19 protein-coding genes and 1 tRNA gene are annotated in these 20,768 nt (G+C 65.5%); 15 read left to right on the top strand and 5 right to left on the bottom strand.

Features of this window, described 5'->3' with window-relative positions; translation table 11 throughout:
- Nucleotides 1–6: 6 nt before the first annotated feature.
- The 6 genes from ACT53K_RS06225 to ACT53K_RS06200 all read left to right on the top strand — a co-directional run bounded on the left by ACT53K_RS06225 (nucleotide 7) and on the right by ACT53K_RS06200 (nucleotide 8,847).
- Nucleotides 7–561: an HD domain-containing protein gene (locus tag ACT53K_RS06225; protein ID WP_476227705.1), complete on the top strand. Its 555-nt coding sequence runs from the start codon at nucleotides 7–9 to the stop codon at nucleotides 559–561.
- A gap of 344 nt (nucleotides 562–905) precedes the next feature.
- Nucleotides 906–3,716, top strand: coding sequence for a TonB-dependent receptor (locus ACT53K_RS06220; RefSeq protein WP_476227704.1), 2,811 nt, complete (start codon nucleotides 906–908; stop codon nucleotides 3,714–3,716).
- A gap of 141 nt (nucleotides 3,717–3,857) precedes the next feature.
- Entirely contained in the window at nucleotides 3,858–4,613 is a 756-nt protein-coding gene (locus tag ACT53K_RS06215) for a UTRA domain-containing protein (protein ID WP_476227703.1), read from the top strand.
- 54 nt (nucleotides 4,614–4,667) lie between these two features.
- Nucleotides 4,668–5,069, top strand: a complete 402-nt coding sequence (locus tag ACT53K_RS06210; protein WP_476227702.1) for a DUF2946 family protein — start codon at nucleotides 4,668–4,670, stop codon at nucleotides 5,067–5,069.
- A gap of 92 nt (nucleotides 5,070–5,161) precedes the next feature.
- A complete protein-coding gene (locus ACT53K_RS06205; protein ID WP_476227701.1) occupies nucleotides 5,162–7,459 on the top strand; it encodes a TonB-dependent receptor in 2,298 nt (765 codons plus the stop codon).
- Entirely contained in the window at nucleotides 7,456–8,847 is a 1,392-nt protein-coding gene (locus ACT53K_RS06200) for a PepSY-associated TM helix domain-containing protein (RefSeq protein WP_476227700.1), read from the top strand. Before ACT53K_RS06205 ends, ACT53K_RS06200 begins: the two co-directional genes overlap by 4 nt.
- On the opposite strand, the gene ACT53K_RS06195 is transcribed toward ACT53K_RS06200, so the two are convergent.
- On the bottom strand, nucleotides 8,841–9,428 hold the full coding sequence (locus ACT53K_RS06195) for a response regulator transcription factor (protein WP_476227699.1): 588 nt from the start codon (nucleotides 9,426–9,428) through the stop codon (nucleotides 8,841–8,843). The genes ACT53K_RS06200 and ACT53K_RS06195 overlap by 7 nt on opposite strands.
- A gap of 144 nt (nucleotides 9,429–9,572) precedes the next feature.
- Between ACT53K_RS06195 and folE the strand changes: the two genes are divergently transcribed.
- From folE to ACT53K_RS06160, 7 genes are all read left to right on the top strand, one after another.
- On the top strand, nucleotides 9,573–10,181 hold the full coding sequence (folE, locus tag ACT53K_RS06190; protein WP_476227698.1) for a GTP cyclohydrolase I FolE: 609 nt from the start codon (nucleotides 9,573–9,575) through the stop codon (nucleotides 10,179–10,181).
- A 16-nt stretch (nucleotides 10,182–10,197) separates the two neighbouring features.
- Nucleotides 10,198–11,151, top strand: coding sequence for an NAD(P)/FAD-dependent oxidoreductase (locus ACT53K_RS06185; protein WP_476227697.1), 954 nt, complete (start codon nucleotides 10,198–10,200; stop codon nucleotides 11,149–11,151).
- 104 nt (nucleotides 11,152–11,255) lie between these two features.
- Nucleotides 11,256–12,146, top strand: coding sequence for a DUF481 domain-containing protein (locus tag ACT53K_RS06180; RefSeq protein WP_476227696.1), 891 nt, complete (start codon nucleotides 11,256–11,258; stop codon nucleotides 12,144–12,146).
- 81 nt (nucleotides 12,147–12,227) lie between these two features.
- On the top strand, nucleotides 12,228–13,436 hold the full coding sequence (locus ACT53K_RS06175) for a hydrolase (RefSeq protein ID WP_476227695.1): 1,209 nt from the start codon (nucleotides 12,228–12,230) through the stop codon (nucleotides 13,434–13,436).
- Entirely contained in the window at nucleotides 13,433–14,446 is a 1,014-nt protein-coding gene (locus ACT53K_RS06170; protein WP_476227694.1) for an arginine N-succinyltransferase, read from the top strand. The genes ACT53K_RS06175 and ACT53K_RS06170 overlap by 4 nt, the downstream gene beginning before the upstream one ends.
- Nucleotides 14,443–15,705, top strand: coding sequence for an N-succinylarginine dihydrolase (locus tag ACT53K_RS06165; protein WP_476227986.1), 1,263 nt, complete (start codon nucleotides 14,443–14,445; stop codon nucleotides 15,703–15,705). The genes ACT53K_RS06170 and ACT53K_RS06165 overlap by 4 nt, the downstream gene beginning before the upstream one ends.
- A 59-nt stretch (nucleotides 15,706–15,764) precedes the next feature.
- A complete protein-coding gene (locus ACT53K_RS06160) occupies nucleotides 15,765–15,977 on the top strand; it encodes a hypothetical protein (RefSeq protein WP_476227693.1) in 213 nt (70 codons plus the stop codon).
- A gap of 54 nt (nucleotides 15,978–16,031) precedes the next feature.
- Here ACT53K_RS06160 and ACT53K_RS06155 read toward each other — a convergent pair.
- A tRNA-Arg gene (locus tag ACT53K_RS06155) sits at nucleotides 16,032–16,108 on the bottom strand.
- Nucleotides 16,109–16,192: 84 nt separating this feature from the next.
- Between ACT53K_RS06155 and ACT53K_RS06150 the strand changes: the two genes are divergently transcribed.
- Nucleotides 16,193–16,690 carry a hypothetical protein gene (locus ACT53K_RS06150; protein ID WP_476227692.1) on the top strand — a complete coding sequence of 166 codons (498 nt, stop codon included), beginning with the start codon at nucleotides 16,193–16,195 and terminating at the stop codon, nucleotides 16,688–16,690.
- Nucleotides 16,691–16,707: 17 nt separating this feature from the next.
- Here the strand turns inward: ACT53K_RS06150 and ACT53K_RS06145 are convergent, their stop codons facing one another.
- Genes ACT53K_RS06145 through ACT53K_RS06135 form a run of 3 tightly spaced genes read right to left on the bottom strand, consistent with a single transcriptional unit; the run spans nucleotide 16,708 to nucleotide 19,673 of the window.
- Entirely contained in the window at nucleotides 16,708–17,232 is a 525-nt protein-coding gene (locus tag ACT53K_RS06145) for a GNAT family N-acetyltransferase (protein WP_476227691.1), read from the bottom strand.
- Nucleotides 17,229–18,215 carry a porphobilinogen synthase gene (gene hemB / locus ACT53K_RS06140; protein ID WP_476227690.1) on the bottom strand — a complete coding sequence of 329 codons (987 nt, stop codon included), beginning with the start codon at nucleotides 18,213–18,215 and terminating at the stop codon, nucleotides 17,229–17,231. The genes ACT53K_RS06145 and hemB overlap by 4 nt, the downstream gene beginning before the upstream one ends.
- An 18-nt stretch (nucleotides 18,216–18,233) precedes the next feature.
- Complete coding sequence (locus tag ACT53K_RS06135; RefSeq protein ID WP_476227689.1) at nucleotides 18,234–19,673, bottom strand: MATE family efflux transporter; 1,440 nt, start codon at nucleotides 19,671–19,673, stop codon at nucleotides 18,234–18,236.
- A gap of 99 nt (nucleotides 19,674–19,772) precedes the next feature.
- On the opposite strand from ACT53K_RS06135, the gene ACT53K_RS06130 reads away from it, so the two are divergent.
- A complete protein-coding gene (locus ACT53K_RS06130) occupies nucleotides 19,773–20,636 on the top strand; it encodes a diacylglycerol/lipid kinase family protein (RefSeq protein ID WP_476227687.1) in 864 nt (287 codons plus the stop codon).
- The last annotated feature ends 132 nt before the right edge of the window (nucleotides 20,637–20,768 follow it).

The following is a 20,768-nucleotide window of genomic DNA, read 5'->3' as shown; positions in this document are numbered from 1 at the left end:
GGCCGCATGACCGCTACTGCCATCGACCAGATTTTCGCGCTTTTCGAACGGTTCGGCACGCAGCATTACGGGGAGGATGCATCGCAGTTGCAGCATGCGCTGCAGACGGCAGAGCTTGCCCGGCGGAACCGCTGCTCGGACGCACAGATTGCGGCATGCCTGCTCCACGATGTCGGCCAGTTCCTTGACGATGCGGGCAACGCCGCCGAGTCGCTCCATGTCGATGCACGACATGAAGTTTCCGGCGCTCACTTCCTAAGCACCTGGTTTTCTGAGGATGTTACCGAACCGGTACGCCTTCACGTCGCCGCCAAACGCTATTTGTGTGCGGTGGAGCCACCCTATCTTGCCGGCCTGAGCCGCGCCTCGATGATCAGCCTGGAGCTTCAGGGCGGCCCGATGCGCGACGCCGAAGTCATGGCCTTCGAAGCCGAACCCTTCTTTGCAGAAGCGATCCAGCTTCGCCGCTTCGACGATATGGGCAAACACCCGAACTGGCCTGTCCCCGATCTAGAAAGCCACCGCCAGCGACTCGAATCGCTGCTTGGCACCGTCGCCTGAAACCAGCCTCGGCAACATCAGCCGACAGCAGGAAGCCCGGTTCGCGACCTTCGCGGGCCGGGCTTCTCCGTTTCTCGCGCCATTAATAAAAATCATTTCGACTCTGATATTTGTCAAAGAATCAGCCAAAAATCAGCACGGGCCAGGCGCCGCTGTCATGCGGATGTCATCGCAAACTGGTTCAGACCAATTCGCGCCGGCTTTGAGTCGGTCAGTCGATAAGCAGCGTATCGCCGCAGGCGCGAACGACCCGCGTCCCACCCAGGGTGCGGCGGCGATGGCGTGCGGCCTGCTTCTGCCCGGGAGGGGGCGAAAGGTTCTGAATTTCGAAGAGGGGAACAGCCATGACCAGACATCACGCAGTTCGATCGAGCATCTTGCATAGTGCAGCAGCGGCGGCGCTGATCGCGGCGACTGCCGCTCCCGCCTTGGCCCAGAGCCAGTCGGGCAACGAAACCAGCCCGGAAGAGGTGCTGATCAACGGGCAGCGCCTGAGCACCGCGAACGCCATCGCCGCCAAGAAAAAAGCCGACAACGTCTCCGAATATATCAGCGCCGACGATCTGGGCCGCATGCCCGACGCGAACGTCGCCGATGCGCTGGCCCGCGTCGCCGGCGTCAACGTCATCGTCAATCAGGACACCGGCGAAGGCGAATATGTCACCATTCGCGGCATGTCGGGCACCTATAACGCCGTGACGATCAACGGCGTGCGCGTCGCCCAGACCGATCCCAGCAGCCGCGACGTTTCGCTGAGCGTGCTGCCGCCCAACGGCCTGGCGGCGATCCGCGTGTCGAAGACGCTCACACCGGATATGGACGGCGATGCGATCGGCGGCGCGATCGACTTCCGCACCCCCACCGCGTTCGACTTCTCGAAGAACTCGATCTTCCGCGTCTACGCCAATGGCGGCGTCAACGGCCGCGCCCATTCGGCGGGCGAGGATTCGGCGCTGTACCAGGGCCAGGTCGATATCGGTAAGCGCTTCGCCGACGATCGCTTCGGCTTCTTCCTGTCCGCCAATTACGGCGTCTCGCACGGCAACGGCCAGGAAACCGAGAACGACGGCGAGTGGGAACCCTATGTGTGGCGGAAGAACTCGACCGAGACGATTTCGCAGACCAACATGCACCTGCCCGGCATCGACCTCGACTATCGCCGGCTGAAGCAGACCCGCTATGGCGGCAACTTCTCGTTCGACTATCACGGTGACACCACCCAGCTCTATCTGCGCGGGCAGATTGCACGCCAGGAACTGGTCGGCACCAACGACACCACCGATTACCGCAACCGCAAATCGAAGCGCCTGACTCAGGTGAACCCCGACGACACGTCGCTGATCCAGCCAGACAAGGCGGTCATCGGCACCGGGCCGAAGGGCCGCATCTACAGCTACACGACGTCACAGATCGTCGACGTAGACGGCGACGGCGTGATCACCGACGCTGATCGCAACTCCAACCAGTATTGGTCACTCAACGGCCGTTCGGGCGTGTGGAACCCGCAGCAGTTCCAGTTCGCGCGCAACATGAGCGTGATCGACGTCAACCAGACGTTGGCCACGATCAACCTTGGCGGTACCTCGAAACTCAACAAGCTCACGCTGACCTATGATCTCAGCTACAGCGGCGGTCTGCGTGAGGCGCCGAACAATTACTCGATCAGCTATAATTGCGACCACTGCACCTATCCGCTGAACGCGACGGGCATCGACTGGGTATCGAACGATCCGCGCTTCCCGCACGCCAGCCTGCCGGCCTTCGCGCAGTCCGTCGAACATGACTCCAGCCTCTTGCCGCTCGACAGCGCCAGCCTCAGCCGCTGGAAGCAGACCGACGACCGGTTCGCCGCGAAGTTCGATGCGCGTTACGATGTCGGCGGCGTGCTCGATCACCTGCAGGCAGGGGCCAAGTGGATCCGCTCCAAGCGCCATTATGATTATACACCGGTGTGGAGCGGCGACTTCAGCGGCACGCCACTGGACGGCAAGAACCTGAAGGCGTCGGGGCTGGTGCTGAAGGAAGTGACCAGCACGCTCAACGGCCAATATTATTATGGCGACATCTTCAATCGTCAGGCCGTGCAGAACGCCATCGACGCCGCGATCAAGGCGCAGGGCAGCAACGCTTCAGCGACCGACCTGGTCAGCAGCGACAAGTGGAGCACCGAGAATATCTATGCAGGCTATGGCCTGGCCGATTTCCGGTTCAACGACGTGCAGGTGATCGCCGGCGCGCGCATCGAGCACCGCGACACCTTCAATAAATTTTGGGTGAGCGATACCAACAGCGGATTCGGCACCACGAACAAGGGCTATACCGTCTTCCTGCCGAGCGTGACGGCCAATTGGCGGCCGAACGACAAGACCACGTTCCGCGGTGCCTTGTGGACCGGCTATTCGCCGCCCGAATATGGCTCCATCGCCGGTGGTGAGACAGTTACCCGCCAGCCGGGCACCAACGAGATCATCGCGATCAGCCGCGGCAACCCGGATCTGCGCCCCGCGAAATCCTACAATGCCGATCTGTCGCTGGAATATTATCCCGACGCAACCAGCATCCTGTCGGGCACGGCCTTCTACAAGCACATCGACGATTTCATCTTCACCAACGGCAATCAGGTGAACGCGCCGACGCAGAGCGGCACGGTCGTGATCACCCAGCCGAAGAACGGCCAGAGCGCCGAAATCTACGGCATGGAACTGACCCTCATCAAGAATTTCCAGGGCCTGATCTCGCCGTTCGATGGCTTCGGCTTCGAAGGCAATCTCACGCTGCAGCACAGCTCGGCTGAAACCGGCCTGGATTACCGCAAGGGCCACCCCATCCGGTTCATCAATACGCCAAACGTGCTGTATAACGCCGCGCTCACTTATCAGAAGTACGGCTTCCAGATGAAGCTGTCGTACAATTATCGCGGCAAATATATCGAAGACCTGCGCGACAATGCCGTGGACAAGTGGGTGCAGCACAACCGCAGCGTCGACCTCCACACCCGCTATGTGTTCAATCCGCACATCTCGCTGGACTTCGATGTCGGCAATCTGCTCGACGACTGGAAATACTATACAACCAAGGGTGATAACCCCAGCTACCAGAAGGATTATATGGAGCCGGGCCGCACCTACCTGCTGCGTTTGAACTACGTGTACTGATCCCCTGGGGCGACGCCCGCAACCTGTGGGGGGAGGTCATCCGGCCTTCCCCCCTTTTTCTCGCCTTGACCACAAGGGCCCGCGCTTGCCATCTCGCTGCGGGCCATGATGCGGCCCAAGCCCTTCCGCCTGACGGGAACCATGCGAAACGACGTTGAAATGCCGCTCGCACGCAGCGAACCCTCCGAAGGGCCTCAATATCTCGCGCTGCGTGACCAGATCGCGAGAGGGATCGAGATGGGCCGACTCGCCCCCGGCTCGCGCCTGCCGTCCGAACGCCGGCTGCAAGGTGATACCGGCGCCGCACGCGGCACCATCCGCGAAGCGCTTTTTCAGCTGGAAGCCGAGGGACTGATCTATCGCCGCGACCGCAGTGGCTGGTATGTGTCGCCGCCGGCAGTCACCTATAATCCCACCCGCTGGTCCGGCTTCATGTCCTATGTCGCCGAACAGGGGCGCGTGCCGGCGACCGAAACGCTGGCCAAGGAAACCACCCCTGCCCCGCCCGCCGTCGCCGATATTTTCCGCACCGCGCCGGGCACGCCGCTCTACGACATCCACCGCCGCCGCTCGATCGACGGCCGCGCAGTGCTGGTCGAGCGGATCATGGTCGATCCCATGCTGGCGCCGGGGTTGCCGGACCATTCGCTGGACGGTTCACTGACCCACATCCTCACCAGCGTCTATGGTCTGACGGTAGCACGTAACCGCGTCGACATGCGCCCCTGCGCGCTGGTGAAGTTCGCGGCCGACGCGCTGGGCGTAAAGCCGGGTACACCGGGATTGCTCGTCGTCCGCACCAGCCTGGCCGCAGACGGGCGCGTCGTTGAATATGACCAGGAATATTGGCGCCACGACGCGATCCGCGTGCATGTCGATCTCGACGTGCGGGGATAGGGTGGGACATTCTGCCCGGTGACACCCGCGCTTGCGGGCGTTAGAACCGCGGTCGTGGGCAGATTCCGCAAGCTTCTACGGGCGCGGCCGGTTCTGGCGTTGTGGCTGATTGCCGCGGCGCTGGCCGTGCGTGCGATCGTGCCGCAGGGCTATATGATCGTGCCCGGCAAGACGCTTACGGTGGCAATGTGCTCGGCAGCCGGCGCTACTGCGATGACGATCGACGTGCCGATGCAGGCCGGCAAGGCTGACCGGGGCCAGGAACGCAAGCTCCAGGACTCGGCCTGCCCGTTCGGTGGCCTGAGCCATGCTGCGATGGCCGGTACCGATCCGGTGTTGTTGGTACAGGCGATCGCGTTCGTGCTCGCGCGCGGTGTGGCGCCGACAGAATCGCCGGACATCGCCGCCCCGCCTCGCCTGCAGCCACCGCTTCGCGGTCCCCCCAGCTTCACCTGAAACCCCGATCGTCGCCGGGGCGCTTGCCGCGTCCCGGTCGTGTGTTCCGGAGCGTGGGTGCGTCGTCGCCCGCGCCATACAGGTGTCGTTACATGCAATATTCCCGTCTGGCGCTGGCGACAGCGCTTGCCCTTTCCTGCTTCCCGCTCGGTGCCGCTCTGGCGCAGACCGAAGGGGCTCCCGCCGAGGCCGACAACATCCTGATCGTCGGCCAGTCGAGCGCACCGATCAGCCTCGATCCGCGCGGCCTGTCGGTCAGCCTGGGCGCGGACCAGTTCGCCGGCGTCAACGCCCAGAATGTCGAAGATCTGATGAAATACGCGCCCGATTTCTTCGTGCGGAAGCGCTTTGCGGGCGATTCGAATGGCGTGCCCGGCTTTCGCGGTACGCACTCGACGCAGAGCGCGCGCACGCTGGTGATGGTCGACGGCTTCGTCGTCTCCAACTTCCTCGGCAATTCGTTCAACTTCACGCCGAAATGGGGCGTGGTGGGCCCGGGGGAAGTCGAGCAGTTCGACATCGTCTATGGCCCCTATTCGGCGCGCTATGCCGGCAATTCGATGGGCGGCGTGGTCAACATCACCACCCGCTCGCCGGAAAAAACCGAGGCGTTCGCCACCGTTCAGGGGCTCGCCCAGCCCTATCGCCAATATGGGACCGACGCGACCTATCTCGGCTGGTCGGGCGAGGCAGGCTTCGGCTGGCGGCAGAAGGACGGCCCCTGGTCGCTACGCATCTCCGGTCGCCATTTCCGTAACACTGGCCAGCCGATGATGTGGTACGGCCTGACACCCGCCAGTGGATCGGGCGGAACGCCGGTAACCGGAGCAGTAATCGACAAGGGACAGGCTATCCCCAATGCGCCCGGCACGGCCGCCAGCCCGATCGCAGCGGCACAAAGCCCCGCCACCATTACCCAGGACCAGGGCAAGCTGCGCATCGGCTATGACGGCAACACCATCACCGGCGAGGCGCTGTTCGCCTATTGGCACAATCTCGACGCGCAATATGCGCCCGAATGCTATCTCCGCGACGCGGCGGGCAACAAGGTCTGCGAAGGACTGGTGCAGACGCTGGGCCGGAGCTGGAACGCCAGCGGCGCGCGCTGGTCGCGCACGGTTCGCGACGAATATCTGGCGGGCGTGAAGCTTGCCGCGCCGATCGGCCGAAACGTGACGGCCAAGCTTAACCTGTCGACCTACCAGATCGCGCGGTCGGACGGCTTCACCTCGAACAGCTATGCAACCGGCGCGTCCGGCGGTGCCGGCACGCTGGCGCGGCAAGGACCGACCGCCTGGTACACCGCGGATGTGTCGCTCGATGGCAAGGCCGGCCCGCTGGCGCTCGCCGCCGGGGTGACCGCCAGCCTCTACCAGACCGACCTGATCAACGACACGCTTCCCAACTGGCGGAGCGACGCCGGTGCGACCTTCTCCAGCCGTACCGCCGGCAAGACCCGGCAATTCTCCGGCTGGGCGGAAGCGCGGTTGCCGGTCAACGCCTTCACCTTCACCCTCGGCGGGCGGATCGAGGACTGGCGGGCCTATGACGGGCTGATTGGCCGTACCGGCACCGGTGCCGCGGCGGGCCGGCCGGTCTATGGCAGCTATGCCACACGTCACGACAGCAAGCTTGATCCCAAATTCTCGGTGGAATGGCGGCAGGACGGCACCAGCGTGCAGTTGAGCCTGGCCAAGGCGACCCGCTTTCCGACTGTGGGTGAGCTGTACCAGGGCAGCCTGAACGGTGACGGCAGCTTCAACGTCAACAGCTTCGATCCCAATCTGAAACCGGAGCGTTCGACCGACGCCAATCTGCTGGTCGGACACCGCTTCGGCCGGGTGAAGCTGACCGGATCGCTATTCTGGCAGCGAGTGAACGACACGATCTTCCAGTTCACCGGTTTCAACCAGAATGGCGTCACCACCTCCTCTTTCAAGAATATCGACGTGACCCGGCAGGTCGGCAGCGAACTGATCGTCGAGGCGCGCGAGGTGCTGCCGGGCCTGGATGTCGATGCAAACGCGGCGTGGATCGATTCCAAGACAGTGCGCAACACCAGCGCCCCCGCCGCCGAGGGTGTGCAGTTCCCGCGCATCCCGCGCTGGCGGCTGAACGCCAATCTCCGCTACCAGGTGACGCCGACGGTGCTCGCCTCGATCGGCGCGCGCTATGCCAGCCGCCCCAACACCGATCTGTTCGGTCTGCAACGCGGCGACACCTATGGCTACACCTCGGAGCTGTTCGCGCTCGATGCGCGGGTGAACTGGCAGGCAACCCGCCAGCTCCGCCTGAGCGCGGGCGTCGACAACATCACCAACGACCGCGCCTGGGTCTATCATCCCTATCCCCAGCGCAGCTTCCTGATCGAGGCAGGGTGGAAACTATGAAGACCGGAGCAGCAACGATGCGGCAGGAAGCCTGGTATCGCGCGGTGTGGCGCTGGCATTTCTATGCCGGGCTGTACTGCGTGCCATTCGTGCTGTGGCTGTCGGTGACGGGCGGACTCTACCTGTTCAAGCCGCAGATCGAGGACTGGCTCTACGCGCCCTATCGCCATGTCGCCGCCGCCGGTCAGCCGATGCTGGCGCCGTCGCGCATCGTCGCGGCGGGCACGGCGGCGGTGCCGGGATCGGTGCTGCACAAATATGTGCTGCCCGAAAGCCCGGACGACGCCGTGCAACTGCTGGTGGGCGTCGGCAAGGACGAGACGCGCGTCTGGGTGCATCCGCAAAGCGGCGCGGTGCTGAAGGCAGTGCCCGAGGAGAGCCGCTTCATGCGCGTGCTGTTCCGGCTGCACGGGGAGCTGCTCGCCGGACGCTGGGGCTCGGCACTGGTCGAGATCGCCACCTGCTGGACGATCGTGATGCTGATCACGGGGCTATTCCTGTGGTGGCCGCGCAAGGGCAATCATGACGGGCTCGCGGGGCTGGTCTATCCTCGCCTTCGCCAGGGCCGACAGCGTTTCTGGCGTGACCTGCACGCGGTGACCGGGCTGTGGATCACCGTCGGCGCGCTGTTCCTGATCCTGTCCGGACTGCCCTGGGCGAAGAACTGGGGCGACTATCTGCGCGAGGTCCGCACCCTCACCGGCACTGCGGTCGCGCGGCAGGACTGGTCGGCCGGATCGGAAGCCGATGCGAAGGCGCGCGCCGAGCTCGACAAGGGCGCGCGGATGATGATGGGCGAGCACGCCGAACATGGCGGCATGGCGATGCCGCATGTCAAGCCGGCGGCCGGATCGCTCGACGCGGTGGTGCGGCGGGCGAGCACGCTGGGGCTCGCCGCGCCCGCAGAGGTAAGTCCGCCGACCAGCCCGCATGGCCGCTGGCTCGCCCAGTCGCAGGCCGAGGACCGCACCCGGCGCGTGCAGGTCCAGCTCGCCGGCGACGGCAGCGTGATCGGCACCGTGACCTTCGCACAGCGCCACTGGATCGATCGCGTGGTCGGCTTCGGTGTCGCGGTGCATGAGGGCGCCTGGGCCGGCCTCGCCAACCAGCTGGTGAACCTGGCGGTGCTGATCGGCCTCGTAACGCTGGCGCTGTCGAGCATCGTGCTGTGGTGGCGGCGGCGGCCGCAGGGGGCGCTCGGTGCCCCCGCCAGCAGAGGCCCGCTGCGCCATAGCTGGGCGCTGGTCGGCCTGGTGCTGCTGCTCGCGGTGCTGATGCCGATGTTCGGCATCACGCTGGGCATCATGGTCGCGCTGGAAGGGCTGGTCAGGACGCAGGCCGGACCGCTGGCGGCATGGCTCGGCCTGCGACGGCCGACCGCTCAGTAGCCGGCTTCGATGGCCATCCGCACTGCGTCCGCCGCGGTGCGGACGCCCAGCGCCTTGAACATCGCCGCGCGGTGCATCTTGATCGTCCGCTCGGTTAGACCGAGGTCATAGGCGATCTGCTTGTTGAGCTTCCCCGCCGCCATCGCGATCAGCACGCTACGCTGGCGGGGGGACAGCCCCTCTATCCGTTCGCGTGCAGCCGCCGAACGGCTCTTGCCGCCCTCGCCCTGATCCTCGATTTCCATCTGCGAGCCGAGAAAATATTCCAGCTCGCCGTCCGCACCGAAAATCGGCGCAACCAGCACGGCGTTGCGAAACGGGGTGCCGTCCTTCTTGTAATTGAGGATTTCCACCATCACCGGGCGCTTCTCGCGCACCCCGGCGCTCAGCGCTTCGCTCAGCCAGGGCTCGGTGCGGTCGCCGGACAGGAAGCGGCAATTGCGCCCGAGAATCTCTTCGCGCGCATAACCGGTCAGCGCCACAAAGGCTTCGTTGCATTCCACAATGGGATTGTCCGGCAGGCGTGGATTGCTGAGAACTGCGGCTACTGCGCTTCCGGCGATCATTTCGGCAAGGGGCATGGTGTTGCCTTCTGCATGCTCTGGGTCGCGACGTCCGGTACCCTTTGGTGCAGCTTGCTGGCTAGCACCCAGACGCCGATGAAAACAACGCTCGAAAACAACAGGCGCGTGGGACCGCGCCGCGCGAAGCGGAAGGTAGGCGCGATGAACTTCATCTTCAACAAGCTGGAACGGGAACGTCCCGAGGACGCCGAAGTGCCCGAAGCGGTACAGGACGCGGTCCGCACCCTGATCCGCTGGGTAGGCGAAGATCCCGACCGCGAAGGCCTGGTCGATACGCCGCGCCGTTATGCCAAGGCGTGGCGCGAATATTGCCAGGGCTATGAGGAAGATCCAGGCCTGCACCTCGCGCGCACGTTCGAGGAAGTCGCCGGCTATGACGAAATCGTCCTGCTGCGCGACATTCCCTTTCAGTCGCATTGCGAACATCATCTGGCGCCGATCACCGGCAAGGCGTCGATCGCTTATCTGCCGCGCAACCGGGTGGTCGGCATCTCCAAGCTCGCGCGCGTGCTGCAGGGCTATGCCAATCGCCTGCAGATCCAGGAACGACTGACGGCGCAGGTCGCTCAGGCGATCTGGGACCATCTCCAGCCTGCCGGCGTGGCGGTGGTGATCGACGCGCAGCATGGCTGCATGACCGGCCGCGGCGTGCGCACGCCCGGGGTCGGCATGGTCACGAGCCGCCTGCTCGGCTGCTTCCTCGATGACAAGAGCAGCCGGTCCGAACTGCTGTCGCTGATGGGCTATTGAAGACCGGGCGACGACCATGGATGTGGTGATCCTCGGTGCAGGCATTGCAGGCCTCGCCTGCGCCGACAGGCTGCAGGCAGCCGGCCATTGCGTGACGCTGTTCGATAAGGGCCGCGGCGCCGGTGGGCGCATGGCCACACGGCGCGTAACGCTCCCGGACGGGCAGTTGCAGTTCGACCATGGCGCGCAATATTTCACCGTGCGTGACCCGCTGTTTCGCCGGCAGGTGTCCTTGTGGGGCGAGCTTGGCCTGGCCGCGCTCTGGCCCGAGGCCGGATTCGATGCCTGGGTAGGCACGCCGGCGATGAATGCGCCGCTGGGGCATATGGCAGCGGCGCATGACACGCGGTTCGGCCATCATGTCGTTGCGCTCACACGCGGGCCGACCGGCTGGACCGTCCGGCTGGAGGATAGCCAGCACGGCCCATTCGATGCGGCAGTCGTCGCGCTGCCGGCCGAGCAGGCGGCGGCATTTCTGGGTACCCACGATCTGATGATGGCGGCTGACGCCATGGCGGCACGCTCGCAACCCTGCTGGACCGCGATGATCGCCTTTGAAGACCGGCTGCCGATTGCCGCCGACACGATCCGGCAGAGCGGGATCATCGGCTGGGCCGCCCGTGACAACGCCCGCCCTGCCCGCCCGAGCGGCGAACGCTGGGTGGTGCAGGCGCAGGGCTCGTGGTCAGCGGCGCATATCGATACCGATGCAGAAGCGGTGGCGGCCATCCTGCATCGTGCCTTGCTCGCACATGCGGAGGGACCGGTCGTGCCGGCCACGCGGCATCGAACGGCGCACCGCTGGCGTTTCGCCATGACTCCCGGCATCGGCAAGCCGATCTTGTGGAACCCGCGCCTTAGGCTGGGTGCCTGCGGAGACTGGCTGCGCGGGCCGCGCGTGGAACTGGCGTGGCTGTCGGGCCACCAACTCGGCGAAACAATCGCCGCAAACGCTCGCGCAGCCGCCTGACGCGCTGCAATCCGTCGCAAAAACACTGTAGAAGCGGCAAACAGTTGCATGGATGCGACTTCCTGCCCTTTTGGCGACAAAAATCTGTGGCTAGGACAAAAGCAATGCGCGCCTTGCTTCTTGTCCTGCCGCTGTTGCTTGCCAACACCGACGATCCGCCGGTCATCCCGGCGACGATAAAGTCGATGCTGGACGCGGCCATGAAGGCGGGTAGCGAAACCGACGTTGCCGTTATCGTCAAATATGCCCAGACCGCCGACCCGGCCAGCGCGCCATTGGTCGCGAAACTTGCCGCCGACTGGCGCAACCGCCGGCGGGAACTCGCGCAGCAGAAATTGCGCGAGTCGCATTTCTTCGATCTGGTGAAGGGCCATGCCGAACTCGGCGGCTATCTCACCACCGGCAATACCGAGAATGTCGGCGTGACGGCGGCGGTGGAACTGCGCCGCGAAGGCGTGGAGTGGCGGCACAAGGTGCGGCTGCAGGCCGACTATCAGGAGAGCCTGGGCGTCACCACGCGCGAACGCTATCTCGCCGCCTATGAGCCGAACTGGAAGTTTGACAGCCGTGCCTATCTCTACGGCGCGGCCCAGTGGGAAAGCGATCGCTTCTCCGGTTTCAGCGATCGTGTGTCGGTATCGACGGGTGCCGGCTACAGCGCGATCAAGAATTCGGCCGTGAAGCTCGATCTCGAGCTTGGCCCCGCCTATCGCTACACGCGCTTCATCGGCGAGCCGGTTGAAAACAACGTCGCGGCACGCGGATCGCTCGATTTCGGCTGGAAATTGTCGCGCGGCATTTCGGTAACCCAGACTGCATCGGCCTATATCGAGAAGCAGAACAGCACGGTCTCGGCCAAATCGGCGCTGCTCGCCCGGCTGATCGGGCCGCTCTCCGCGCAGCTAAGCTACACGATGCAATATGAAAGCGCGCCGCCCATCGGCCGCACCACCACCGACACTACCAGCCGGGCGGCATTGGTCGTCGATTTCTGAACCGGCGGCTATGCCGCACGCAAACATGCATAACGGCGCCGGGGGTGTTCAAACCCGCCGGTTCCGCGCTACCAAGCAGGCATGAGCGAGCTTACGGCTATCGAACGCGCGGCAGTCGAACACGCGCAGGCGGCACCGATGCTCAGCCGAGTCGAAACATGGTGCGCGGTGAACAGTGGCACGCGCAACCTGGCCGGGCTGGCCGCCATGGCGGATCTGCTGGGCGATGCGTTTTCCGTGCTGCCCGGCGAGCTGGCGCTGGTGGCCCCCGATCCGGTCGAGACGGTTACGCCCGCAGGTCTTCGCGAGCCGCTCGACCATGGCCGACACCTGCATCTGGTCGTCCGACCCGAGGCGCCGGTGCAACTGCTGTTCACCGGCCATATGGATACGGTGTTCGGCGTCGACCACGCCTTTCAGGCGAGCCAATGGCTGGCGGACGGAAGGCTGAACGCGCCGGGCGCCGCCGACATGAAGGGCGGGCTGTCGCTACTGCTTGCCGCGCTGGAGGCGATCGAGCGCAGCCCGCTCGCGTCGCGCTGTGGCTACAGTGTCGTCATCAATTCAGATGAGGAAACCGGCTCCTTCTCCTCGCGCGCGCTGATCGAACGGGCTGCGCGCGGCAAGGCTGCTGCGCTCACCTATGAACCTGCACTTCCCGACGGAACGCTGGCAGGTGCCCGTGCCGGTACCGGTAACTTCTCGCTCACAGTCCACGGTCGAAGCGCCCATGCCGGCCGCAACCCCGAGGAGGGGCGCAACGCACTGGTCGCAGCCGCAGCGCTGGCGGTGCGGCTAGCGGATGCCCGCGCGCCAGGTCTTTCTGTGACCCCCGCGCGGATCGACGGCGGCGGCCCGAACAATGTCGTGCCCGATCTCGCCATTCTCCGCGTCAACTTCCGCCCGCATTCGCACGATGCCATCGCCCGCGCCCAGGCGGCAATCGACGATGCGATCACCGCAGTCGCTGCTGAGCACGATGTCCGCATCGCGCTGCACGGCAGTTTCAACCGGCCGCCGAAGCCGATCGATCCCGGCGCAGAACGGCTGTTCGCACTGGTGCAACAGGCCGGCGCCGATCTCGGCATTCCTGTCACGTGGAAAGCCACGGGCGGCGTTTGCGACGGCAACAACATCGCCGCTTGCGGCGTGCCGGTCGTCGACACCATGGGCGCCCGCGGCGGCGCCATTCATTCTTCGGAGGAATTTCTGATCCCGGACAGCCTGCCAGAGCGCGCCGCGCTCTCCGTCCTCACCATCCTTCGCCTGATCGAGCGAGGCCGGCCATGAGCTTCCGCATCCGCGCCGCGCGCGACGAGGATCTTCAGCATCTGTACGAAATGGCGAAACTAACTGGCGGAGGTTTCACGAATCTTCCTCCAGAAAAGGCTGCACTCAAGACGAAGCTGCAGCGCAGCCACCTCGCCTTTGAGCGCGCCGAGGATTCGGACGCGCATGACGATCTGTTCGTACTGATTCTGGAGAATGTGGACACAGGCGACGTGCGCGGCACCTGCCAGATCTTCACCCGCGTGGGCCAGACCTGGCCGTTCTACAGCTATCGCATCGGCACCGTGACCAAGCACAGCCAGGAGCTGAAGCGCACGTTTCGCGCGGAAATCCTCAGCCTCGTCAACGATCTGGAAGGGTGTAGCGAAGTCGGTGGCCTGTTCCTGCACCCCGGCGAGCGTGCCGGCGGGCTGGGGCTGCTGCTGGCACGCAGCCGCTACCTGTTCATCGCCCGCCACCGTGCGCGCTTTGCCGATCGCATTCTGGCCGAGCTACGCGGGGTTATCGACGAAGCTGGCGGCTCGCCCTTCTGGGACGGGGTTGCGGGTCGCTTCTTCGGCATGAGCTTCCAGCAAGCCGACGAATTCAACGCCACCCATGGCAACCAGTTCATCGCCGATCTGATGCCCAAGCACCCGGTTTATACCGCGATGCTGAGCGAGAGCGCGCGGTCGGTGATCGGCCTGCCCCACCCCTCTGGCCGGGCGGCCATGCGAATGCTGGAGCATGAAGGCTTTGCGTTCGAAAGCTATATCGACATCTTCGATGGCGGCCCGACCATGACCGCTCGCACCGACCAGGTTAAGACGATCCGCGAGGCCACCGAGGCGCCCGTCGTCGCCATCGCACCGGGCGGCGAACCGGCATTGATCGCGACGGGGCGACTGGCAGCATTCCAGGCGACGCTGGGCAGTATCACGCCGAGCGAAGGCGGCGTGGTGATCGACCCAGTCGCTGCCGCGGCGCTGAATGTGAAGGAGGGGGACATGGTTCTCCATGTGGCGCGCTGATGCTGGTAGAAATCAACTTCGATGGCATTATTGGCCCAAGTCACAATTATGCCGGGCTGAGCCACGGCAACCTCGCCGCCACGCGCAACCGCGGCCACGTCTCGCAACCGCGCGCCGCAGCCTTGCAGGGCATCGCCAAGATGCGCGCCAATCTGGCGCTCGGGCTGCCGCAGGGCATATTGCTGCCCCATGCGCGGCCCGACCATCGCTGGCTGGCGCAGCTCGGCACCAGCTATGAGCATGCGCCGCCGCACACCCAGGCGCAGGCGCTTTCTGCCTCGGCGATGTGGGCGGCGAATGCTGCCACGGTCTCACCGGCCCCGGATACCGCCGACGGCCGCTGCCATCTGAGCGTCGCCAATCTGGTGACGATGCCGCACCGCAGCCACGAATGGCCGGAAACGCTGGCCCAACTGCGCCTTACCTTCGCCGACGCTGCCTTTGCGGTGCATGGGCCGGTGCCGGCACCCTTTGGTGACGAGGGCGCCGCCAATCATATGCGGCTTGCCGTTACCCACGATGCTCCGGGCGTAGAGGTGTTCGTCTATGGCATTTCGGGCGGTCCCTTCCCCGCCCGTCAGCATCCCGATGCCAGCGCCGCCATCGCCCGCCGTCATGGCCTCGCGCCCGATCGCACGCTGTTCGTTCAGCAGTCCGAGGAGGCAATCGCCGCCGGCGCCTTCCACAATGATGTTGTGGCGGTGGCAAATGGCCGCGTCCTCTTCACGCACGAGCACGCCTTTGCCGACAAGGAGCGATTCTACGACGCGCTGCGCACCGCGCTTCCCGAGGTTGAGATCGTCGAGGTGCCCGCCGCGCAGGTGAGCCTGGCCGATGCCATCGCCTCCTATCTGTTCAACGCCCAACTGGTCACGATGCCGGACGGCAGCATGGCCCTCGTGCTCCCCGGCGAGGCACGCGACACACCCTCGGTATGGAACTGGCTGCAAGACCATGTTGCCGGTAACGGGCCGATTCGGCGGCTGGAAGTGGTCGATGTGCGTCAGTCGATGGCCAATGGCGGCGGCCCGGCCTGTCTGCGCCTGCGCGTCGTGGCTGATCCTGCGACCATCGATTCGCGTTTCCTGGTCGATGCCGCCAGGTTGGACGCCATCGCTGCCGTTATCACTGAATATTGGCCCGAAGCGATCGGCCAGGACGAGATCGGCGACCTGGCGCTCGTCGCCCGGATCGAACAGGCCCGCCGCGCGCTGCTCGAGACGCTAGGAATTGTCGAATTAATTGACAATCAACCATAGCCGTTAAGACGAAAACCGCGGTTTTCCGGGCTTGGCCCAAGGCTTGCTTAACCTTTGGCATGTTGTATCGCGTCAGCCGCCTGTTCGTCATCAAATCGAAGTTCGAGGCCTTCCTCGTCATCTTCGGGCTGGCGAATGGCGCGGTGGAGCGCGGCGTCCATTATCTTGGGCAATATCCGGGCTGGGGCGGCTGGCTGCTGTTCGCCGCCTGCCCGATCGCCGTGTTCATGGCCGGCGCGCGTATTCTCGACAGCTTCGACGCGGCCGACTGAAGCAGCCCAAAACATAAAAACCCCGCCAGGCCCATTGGCCGGCGGGGTTTTTAATGGCGCGCCCGGAACGATTCGAACGTCCGACCCTCAGATTCGTAGTCTGATGCTCTATCCAGCTGAGCTACGGGCGCGCTGTGGAGGCGTGCCTTTAGAGGCGCTTTTTGAAGAGCGCAACCCCGTTGCAGCAACTTTTCCACAGGCATATGGCAATCCCCATGCAATCGCCCCTTCTCCGCGCCCTTCCGCTGCTGCTGCTGGCGGCCTGCAGCCACAGCACCACCCAATATCCGTCGTTATTGCCGCGGGCGAACGAAGGCGAAGGCTTTGCCGAGCCGGTGCGCCCTGCGCCCGTCGCAACGCCCGACGCGACCCTCGACGGGCGAATCGGCAAGCTTTCCGCCGCGCTCGATTCGGCGAATGCCGCCTATCTCGCAGCGGTGCGTGATGCCGAGGCAAAGGTCGCCAGCGCCAAGGGCGCGGCAGAAGGCTCGGACCGCTGGCTCATCGCACAGTCAGCGCTCAGCGCGCTGGACAATCTCCGCGCGCCCACCAAGTCGGTGGTGGCAGATCTCGACCGGCTGGCAATCGAACGCGGCACCGCCGGCGAACCGCCCTATCCCGCGCTCGACCTTGCCCTCACCCGTGCAACCGAGATCGATTCGGCACAGGAACAACAGCGCAGCCAGTTGATCCGCGCCCTCGCCGGGGATTGAGCGCCCACGGTGGGCTATCAGGGCCGCGGAATCGCGTAGGCTACACTGGCCTGTCGATGGTCGCCCGGGGGATGAGCCGGATGATCGAAATCGGCGAACCAATGCATTCCCAGCCGGGTCATCAGGTCGCGACTCTTTGTGTTTGACGCCGCCGTGATCGCGACGATTCGGGGGGCATCCCGGTTCGCCCATCCCCAGGCGATACTCGCCTCGGCTGCCTCGCGGGCATAGCCCTTGCCCCAAAAGGACCGGGCGAGCATCCAGCCGATCTCCAGTTCCCCTGTAATCGGGGTATCGGGCGCACCAGGCTTCAGGCCGCAAAAGCCCGCCACGGCGCCGTCGCTGCGCTGCTCGACCACCCAGAAACCCAGGCCGTGGCTCGCGCCATAGCCGAGATGGCGTGCGATCGTCGCTTCGCTGTCAGCCCGCGTCTTGATCGGGCCAAGCTCGCGCATCACTTCGGGATCGCTCCACATGGCGTGCAGCGCCTCAAAGTCGCGCGGCTCCGGTCGCCGCAGCAGCAAACGCGCCGTTTCGATCACGCGCCGAGCAAGCGCGCCGCCAGTGGCGCGTGGTAGGTGAGAACGCCCGAGCACCCCGCCCGCTTGAACGCCATCAGCGTTTCGAGCACCAGCGCATCGCGGTCGCCCGCGCCAACGGCAGCCGCCGCCTCGATCATCGCATATTCGCCCGACACCTGATACGCGAATACCGGAACTTCAAAGGCATTCTTCACACGGACTATGATGTCCAGATAGGGCAGCCCCGGCTTCACCATCACGCTGTCCGCACCTTCGGCCAGGTCTAGTGCGACTTCGCGCAGCGCTTCCTCGGCATTGGCGGGGTCCATCTGATAGGTCTTCTTGTCGCCCTTCAGCAGCCCGCGCGTATCCACCGCATCGCGGAAGGGACCGTAGAAGCCGCTCGCATATTTGGCGGCATAGGCCATGATCTGCACTTTGACATGGCCGGCGTCCTCCAGCGCGGTGCGGATCTGGCCGACACGGCCGTCCATCATGTCGCTGGGCGCGACGATGTCGGCGCCCGCCTCTGCCTGTACCAGCGCCTGCTGGGTCAGCACCGTCGCGGTCTCGTCGTTCAGCACATAGCCGGCGGCATCGACGATCCCGTCATGACCGTGCGTGGTGTACGGATCGAGCGCCACATCGGTCAGCACGCCGATATCCGGCACCGCATCCTTGATCGCGCGGATGGCGCGGCACATCAGATTGTCGGGATTGAGCGCCTCGCGACCGTCCTCCGTGCGGCGGTCGCGCGGCGTGTTGGGGAACAGCGCCAGGCACGGAATGCCCAGGCTCTGCGCCTCGCGCGCGCGCTCGACGATCCCGCCCAGTCCCCAGCGTGATACGCCCGGCAAAGAGGCGATCGGCTCCTCCGCCTCGCCTTCCGTCACAAACAGCGGCCAGATCAGATCGGCGGGCGTCAGCACATTTTCCGCATGCATCCGCCGGCTCCAGCCGGAAGCACGGGGGCGACGAAGGCGAAGCGCAGGATACTGAGTCATGCGGCGCGAAATGCGCCCTTAGTTGCCGGGTTGCAAGCGCCCCGCGGGCTCTCCGCCGGACAGGCTTTGCTCTACGGCCTCGGCAGGGCGCAGCATCGCCCCGCGCCGCCAGCCACCCCAACGATAATAGACGGCCGCCATCGCCAGCGAAGCAAGCGACCCGATCGGGAAGCTCCACCACAAGGCATCGCCGCCCAGCACAGGCTCCATCCCGATCGCGAAGCCGAGGCGTACCGGATAGAGCCCGACAATCAGGATCGCGAGTGGCATCAGCACGGCGCCATTGGCGCGAACCGTCGAGAACAGCACCATCGTCAGGCCGAACAGGGTGAAGTTCCAGCTCGCGATCAGCTGGATGTGCCGCGCAATCGGCAGCGCCGGGCTGTCGCCGCCGAGGAACAGCGCCATCACCGGCCGGTCGAACGCCAGCACCGCGCCGACCATCACGCCGGTCATCGCCAGCGTCATCAGCAATCCGGCGCGGGTGATGCCTTCCACCCGGTCCCACGCGCCGGCGCCGATATTCTGTGCCGCCATCGCGCTCACCGCCGCGCCCACCGCCATTGCCGGCATCTGGATATAGGTCCAGAGCTGCTGCGAGACGCCATAGGCAGCGACGGTATCGACACCCAGGCGGTTGACCAGCCCGACCATGGTGAGCCCGGCGAACGACATCACCAGCATCTGCGCCCCCATCGGCAATCCCTTGCCGACAATGGCGCCGATCAGCGCGCGACCGGGTATCAGGTAGCCCAACTCCGCACCCGCCAGCCGGATCGGCAGGCCACGAATATAGATGGTGAGGAGCAGACCGAGCGCCGAAACATGGTTGGCGATCAGCGTAGCGGTGGCCGATCCGGCGATCCCCAGCCGCGGCGCCGGCCCCAGCCCGAGGATGAAGACCGGGTTCAGCCCCGCGTCGAGCACCACGCTCAGGATCATGAACCAGAGTGGCGTCATGGCGTCACCCACGCCCCGCAGCGCCATCATCAGCAGAACCAGCAGCATCGCCGCCGGCACGCCCAGAAAGGTGACGCGCAGATAGGCGAGCGCCAGCGGCATCGCGTCGGCGGGCGTCGCCAGCAGGTGCAGGATCGTCGGTGCGAGGAACCAGCCCAGCGCCGCCATGACGATCGCCCCGCCCAGCACCAGGCCCAGCGCCGCGCCGAACGCCCGCTTCGCGCCATCGGGGTCGCGCCGCCCCATTGCCTGGCCGATGAGCACGGTCGCCGCCATGCCGAAGCCGAACACCGCGCCGAACACGAGGAACATGATGATATTGGCGTTCGACGTCCCCGCCAGCGCGCTCTCACCCAGGAACCGGCCGACCCAGATCGTGTTGATCGAGCCGTTCAGCGACTGAAGAATGTTCGACCACAGCGTCGGCAGCGCGAAGAACAGCAGCGTCCGCCCGATAGGGCCCTTGGTCAGGTCGTGGCGTTGGGCGGGTATGGCCATGCGCGTGCATTCTCTCCCTCGCGCCGCGTCGCAGCGGCTGGCCGGATCGCGCCGGCTTGATGCGCGTTAGGGATTTTCGGACACGCAGGAAAGCACAGGATGCAAAATCGAGCGGCGGCGATGGTCGTCAACACCCGGTCGCGCCATGGCCAGGCATGGTTCGATCGCGCCCGCGCCCGCTTCAAGGAGCGCGGGCTGCGGGTAGAGGCACAGGCGGTAGACGATCCCGCCGATCTGGAAGCGGCCGTGCGCGAGGCGCTGCGCCGCGAACCGGGCCTGATGATCCTGGGCGGCGGCGACGGAACGATCAGCGGGCTCATCGACCTGCTGGTCGGCCGCAAACTGCGGCTGGGGGTATTGCCGCTCGGGACCGCCAACAGCTTTGCCCGCGCGCTGGGCATCCCGCTCGATGTCGATGCCGCGGTGGACGCCATTCTCTATGGCCAGCCCCGGCGGATCGACCTGGGAATGATTGACAATGATTATTTCGCCAGCGCCGCCGCGATCGGCCTGTCGCCGCGCATCGCCGAAACCGTGCCGCACGCGGCGAAGCGCTGGTTTGGCCGGGCGGGCTATCTCGCCTGGGCGGCTTGGCAGTTTGCACGGTTTGAGCCGTTCACCGTCATCGTCGAGGGTGAGCGCCTGCGGGCGCTGGAGGTACGGATTTCGAACGGCCCCTATCATGGCGGCACCGAACTGGTGGACGCGGCCCGGATCGATAGCGGCGAGATCGTCGTGCAGGTGGTGCGCGGCGAAGCGAAATATCGGCTGGCCCGCAACTGGATCGCCGCCGCGCTGCGATTGCGCGCGCGGCACGCGGATACGGTGACGTTCCGTGGCAAGGCGCTGCGGGTGGCGACGGAACCGCCGCTGCCGATCTCGATCGACGGCGAAGTGCTCGCGCAAACACCGGTGACCGCGCGGATCGCGCCCGGGGCGATCGAGGTGATGGCGCCGGCGTAACGTCATCCCCCTCACCCTTCCCACCGCCTTCGGCGGCGCAAGGTGAGGGACTAATACCGGGCTGCGTTAATGCGGGCTCATCCGCGTGTCTCAATCCTCTCCACCAGCCGTCACCCCAGCGAAAGCTGGGGT

The sequence above is a fragment of the Sphingomonas sp. DMC8 genome, assembly GCF_056314185.1.
This window is presented reverse-complemented; position numbering and strand designations above follow the sequence as displayed.

What these genes read in the sequence shown, in the direction of transcription:
- ACT53K_RS06130 (WP_476227687.1), top strand. Translation starts at nt 19,773, where the DNA reads ATGCAAAATCGAGCGGCGGCGATGGTCGTCAACACCCGGTCGCGCCAT.
- ACT53K_RS06225 (WP_476227705.1), top strand. Translation starts at nt 7, where the DNA reads ATGACCGCTACTGCCATCGACCAGATTTTCGCGCTTTTCGAACGGTTC.
- ACT53K_RS06160 (WP_476227693.1), top strand. Translation starts at nt 15,765, where the DNA reads ATGTTGTATCGCGTCAGCCGCCTGTTCGTCATCAAATCGAAGTTCGAG.
- ACT53K_RS06185 (WP_476227697.1), top strand. Translation starts at nt 10,198, where the DNA reads ATGGATGTGGTGATCCTCGGTGCAGGCATTGCAGGCCTCGCCTGCGCC.
- folE (WP_476227698.1), top strand. Translation starts at nt 9,573, where the DNA reads ATGAACTTCATCTTCAACAAGCTGGAACGGGAACGTCCCGAGGACGCC.
- ACT53K_RS06135 (WP_476227689.1), bottom strand. Translation starts at nt 19,673, where the DNA reads ATGGCCATACCCGCCCAACGCCACGACCTGACCAAGGGCCCTATCGGG.
- ACT53K_RS06195 (WP_476227699.1), bottom strand. Translation starts at nt 9,428, where the DNA reads ATGCCCCTTGCCGAAATGATCGCCGGAAGCGCAGTAGCCGCAGTTCTC.
- ACT53K_RS06205 (WP_476227701.1), top strand. Translation starts at nt 5,162, where the DNA reads ATGCAATATTCCCGTCTGGCGCTGGCGACAGCGCTTGCCCTTTCCTGC.
- ACT53K_RS06220 (WP_476227704.1), top strand. Translation starts at nt 906, where the DNA reads ATGACCAGACATCACGCAGTTCGATCGAGCATCTTGCATAGTGCAGCA.
- ACT53K_RS06200 (WP_476227700.1), top strand. Translation starts at nt 7,456, where the DNA reads ATGAAGACCGGAGCAGCAACGATGCGGCAGGAAGCCTGGTATCGCGCG.
- ACT53K_RS06170 (WP_476227694.1), top strand. Translation starts at nt 13,433, where the DNA reads ATGAGCTTCCGCATCCGCGCCGCGCGCGACGAGGATCTTCAGCATCTG.
- hemB (WP_476227690.1), bottom strand. Translation starts at nt 18,215, where the DNA reads ATGACTCAGTATCCTGCGCTTCGCCTTCGTCGCCCCCGTGCTTCCGGC.
- ACT53K_RS06215 (WP_476227703.1), top strand. Translation starts at nt 3,858, where the DNA reads ATGCGAAACGACGTTGAAATGCCGCTCGCACGCAGCGAACCCTCCGAA.
- ACT53K_RS06175 (WP_476227695.1), top strand. Translation starts at nt 12,228, where the DNA reads ATGAGCGAGCTTACGGCTATCGAACGCGCGGCAGTCGAACACGCGCAG.
- ACT53K_RS06180 (WP_476227696.1), top strand. Translation starts at nt 11,256, where the DNA reads ATGCGCGCCTTGCTTCTTGTCCTGCCGCTGTTGCTTGCCAACACCGAC.
- ACT53K_RS06150 (WP_476227692.1), top strand. Translation starts at nt 16,193, where the DNA reads ATGCAATCGCCCCTTCTCCGCGCCCTTCCGCTGCTGCTGCTGGCGGCC.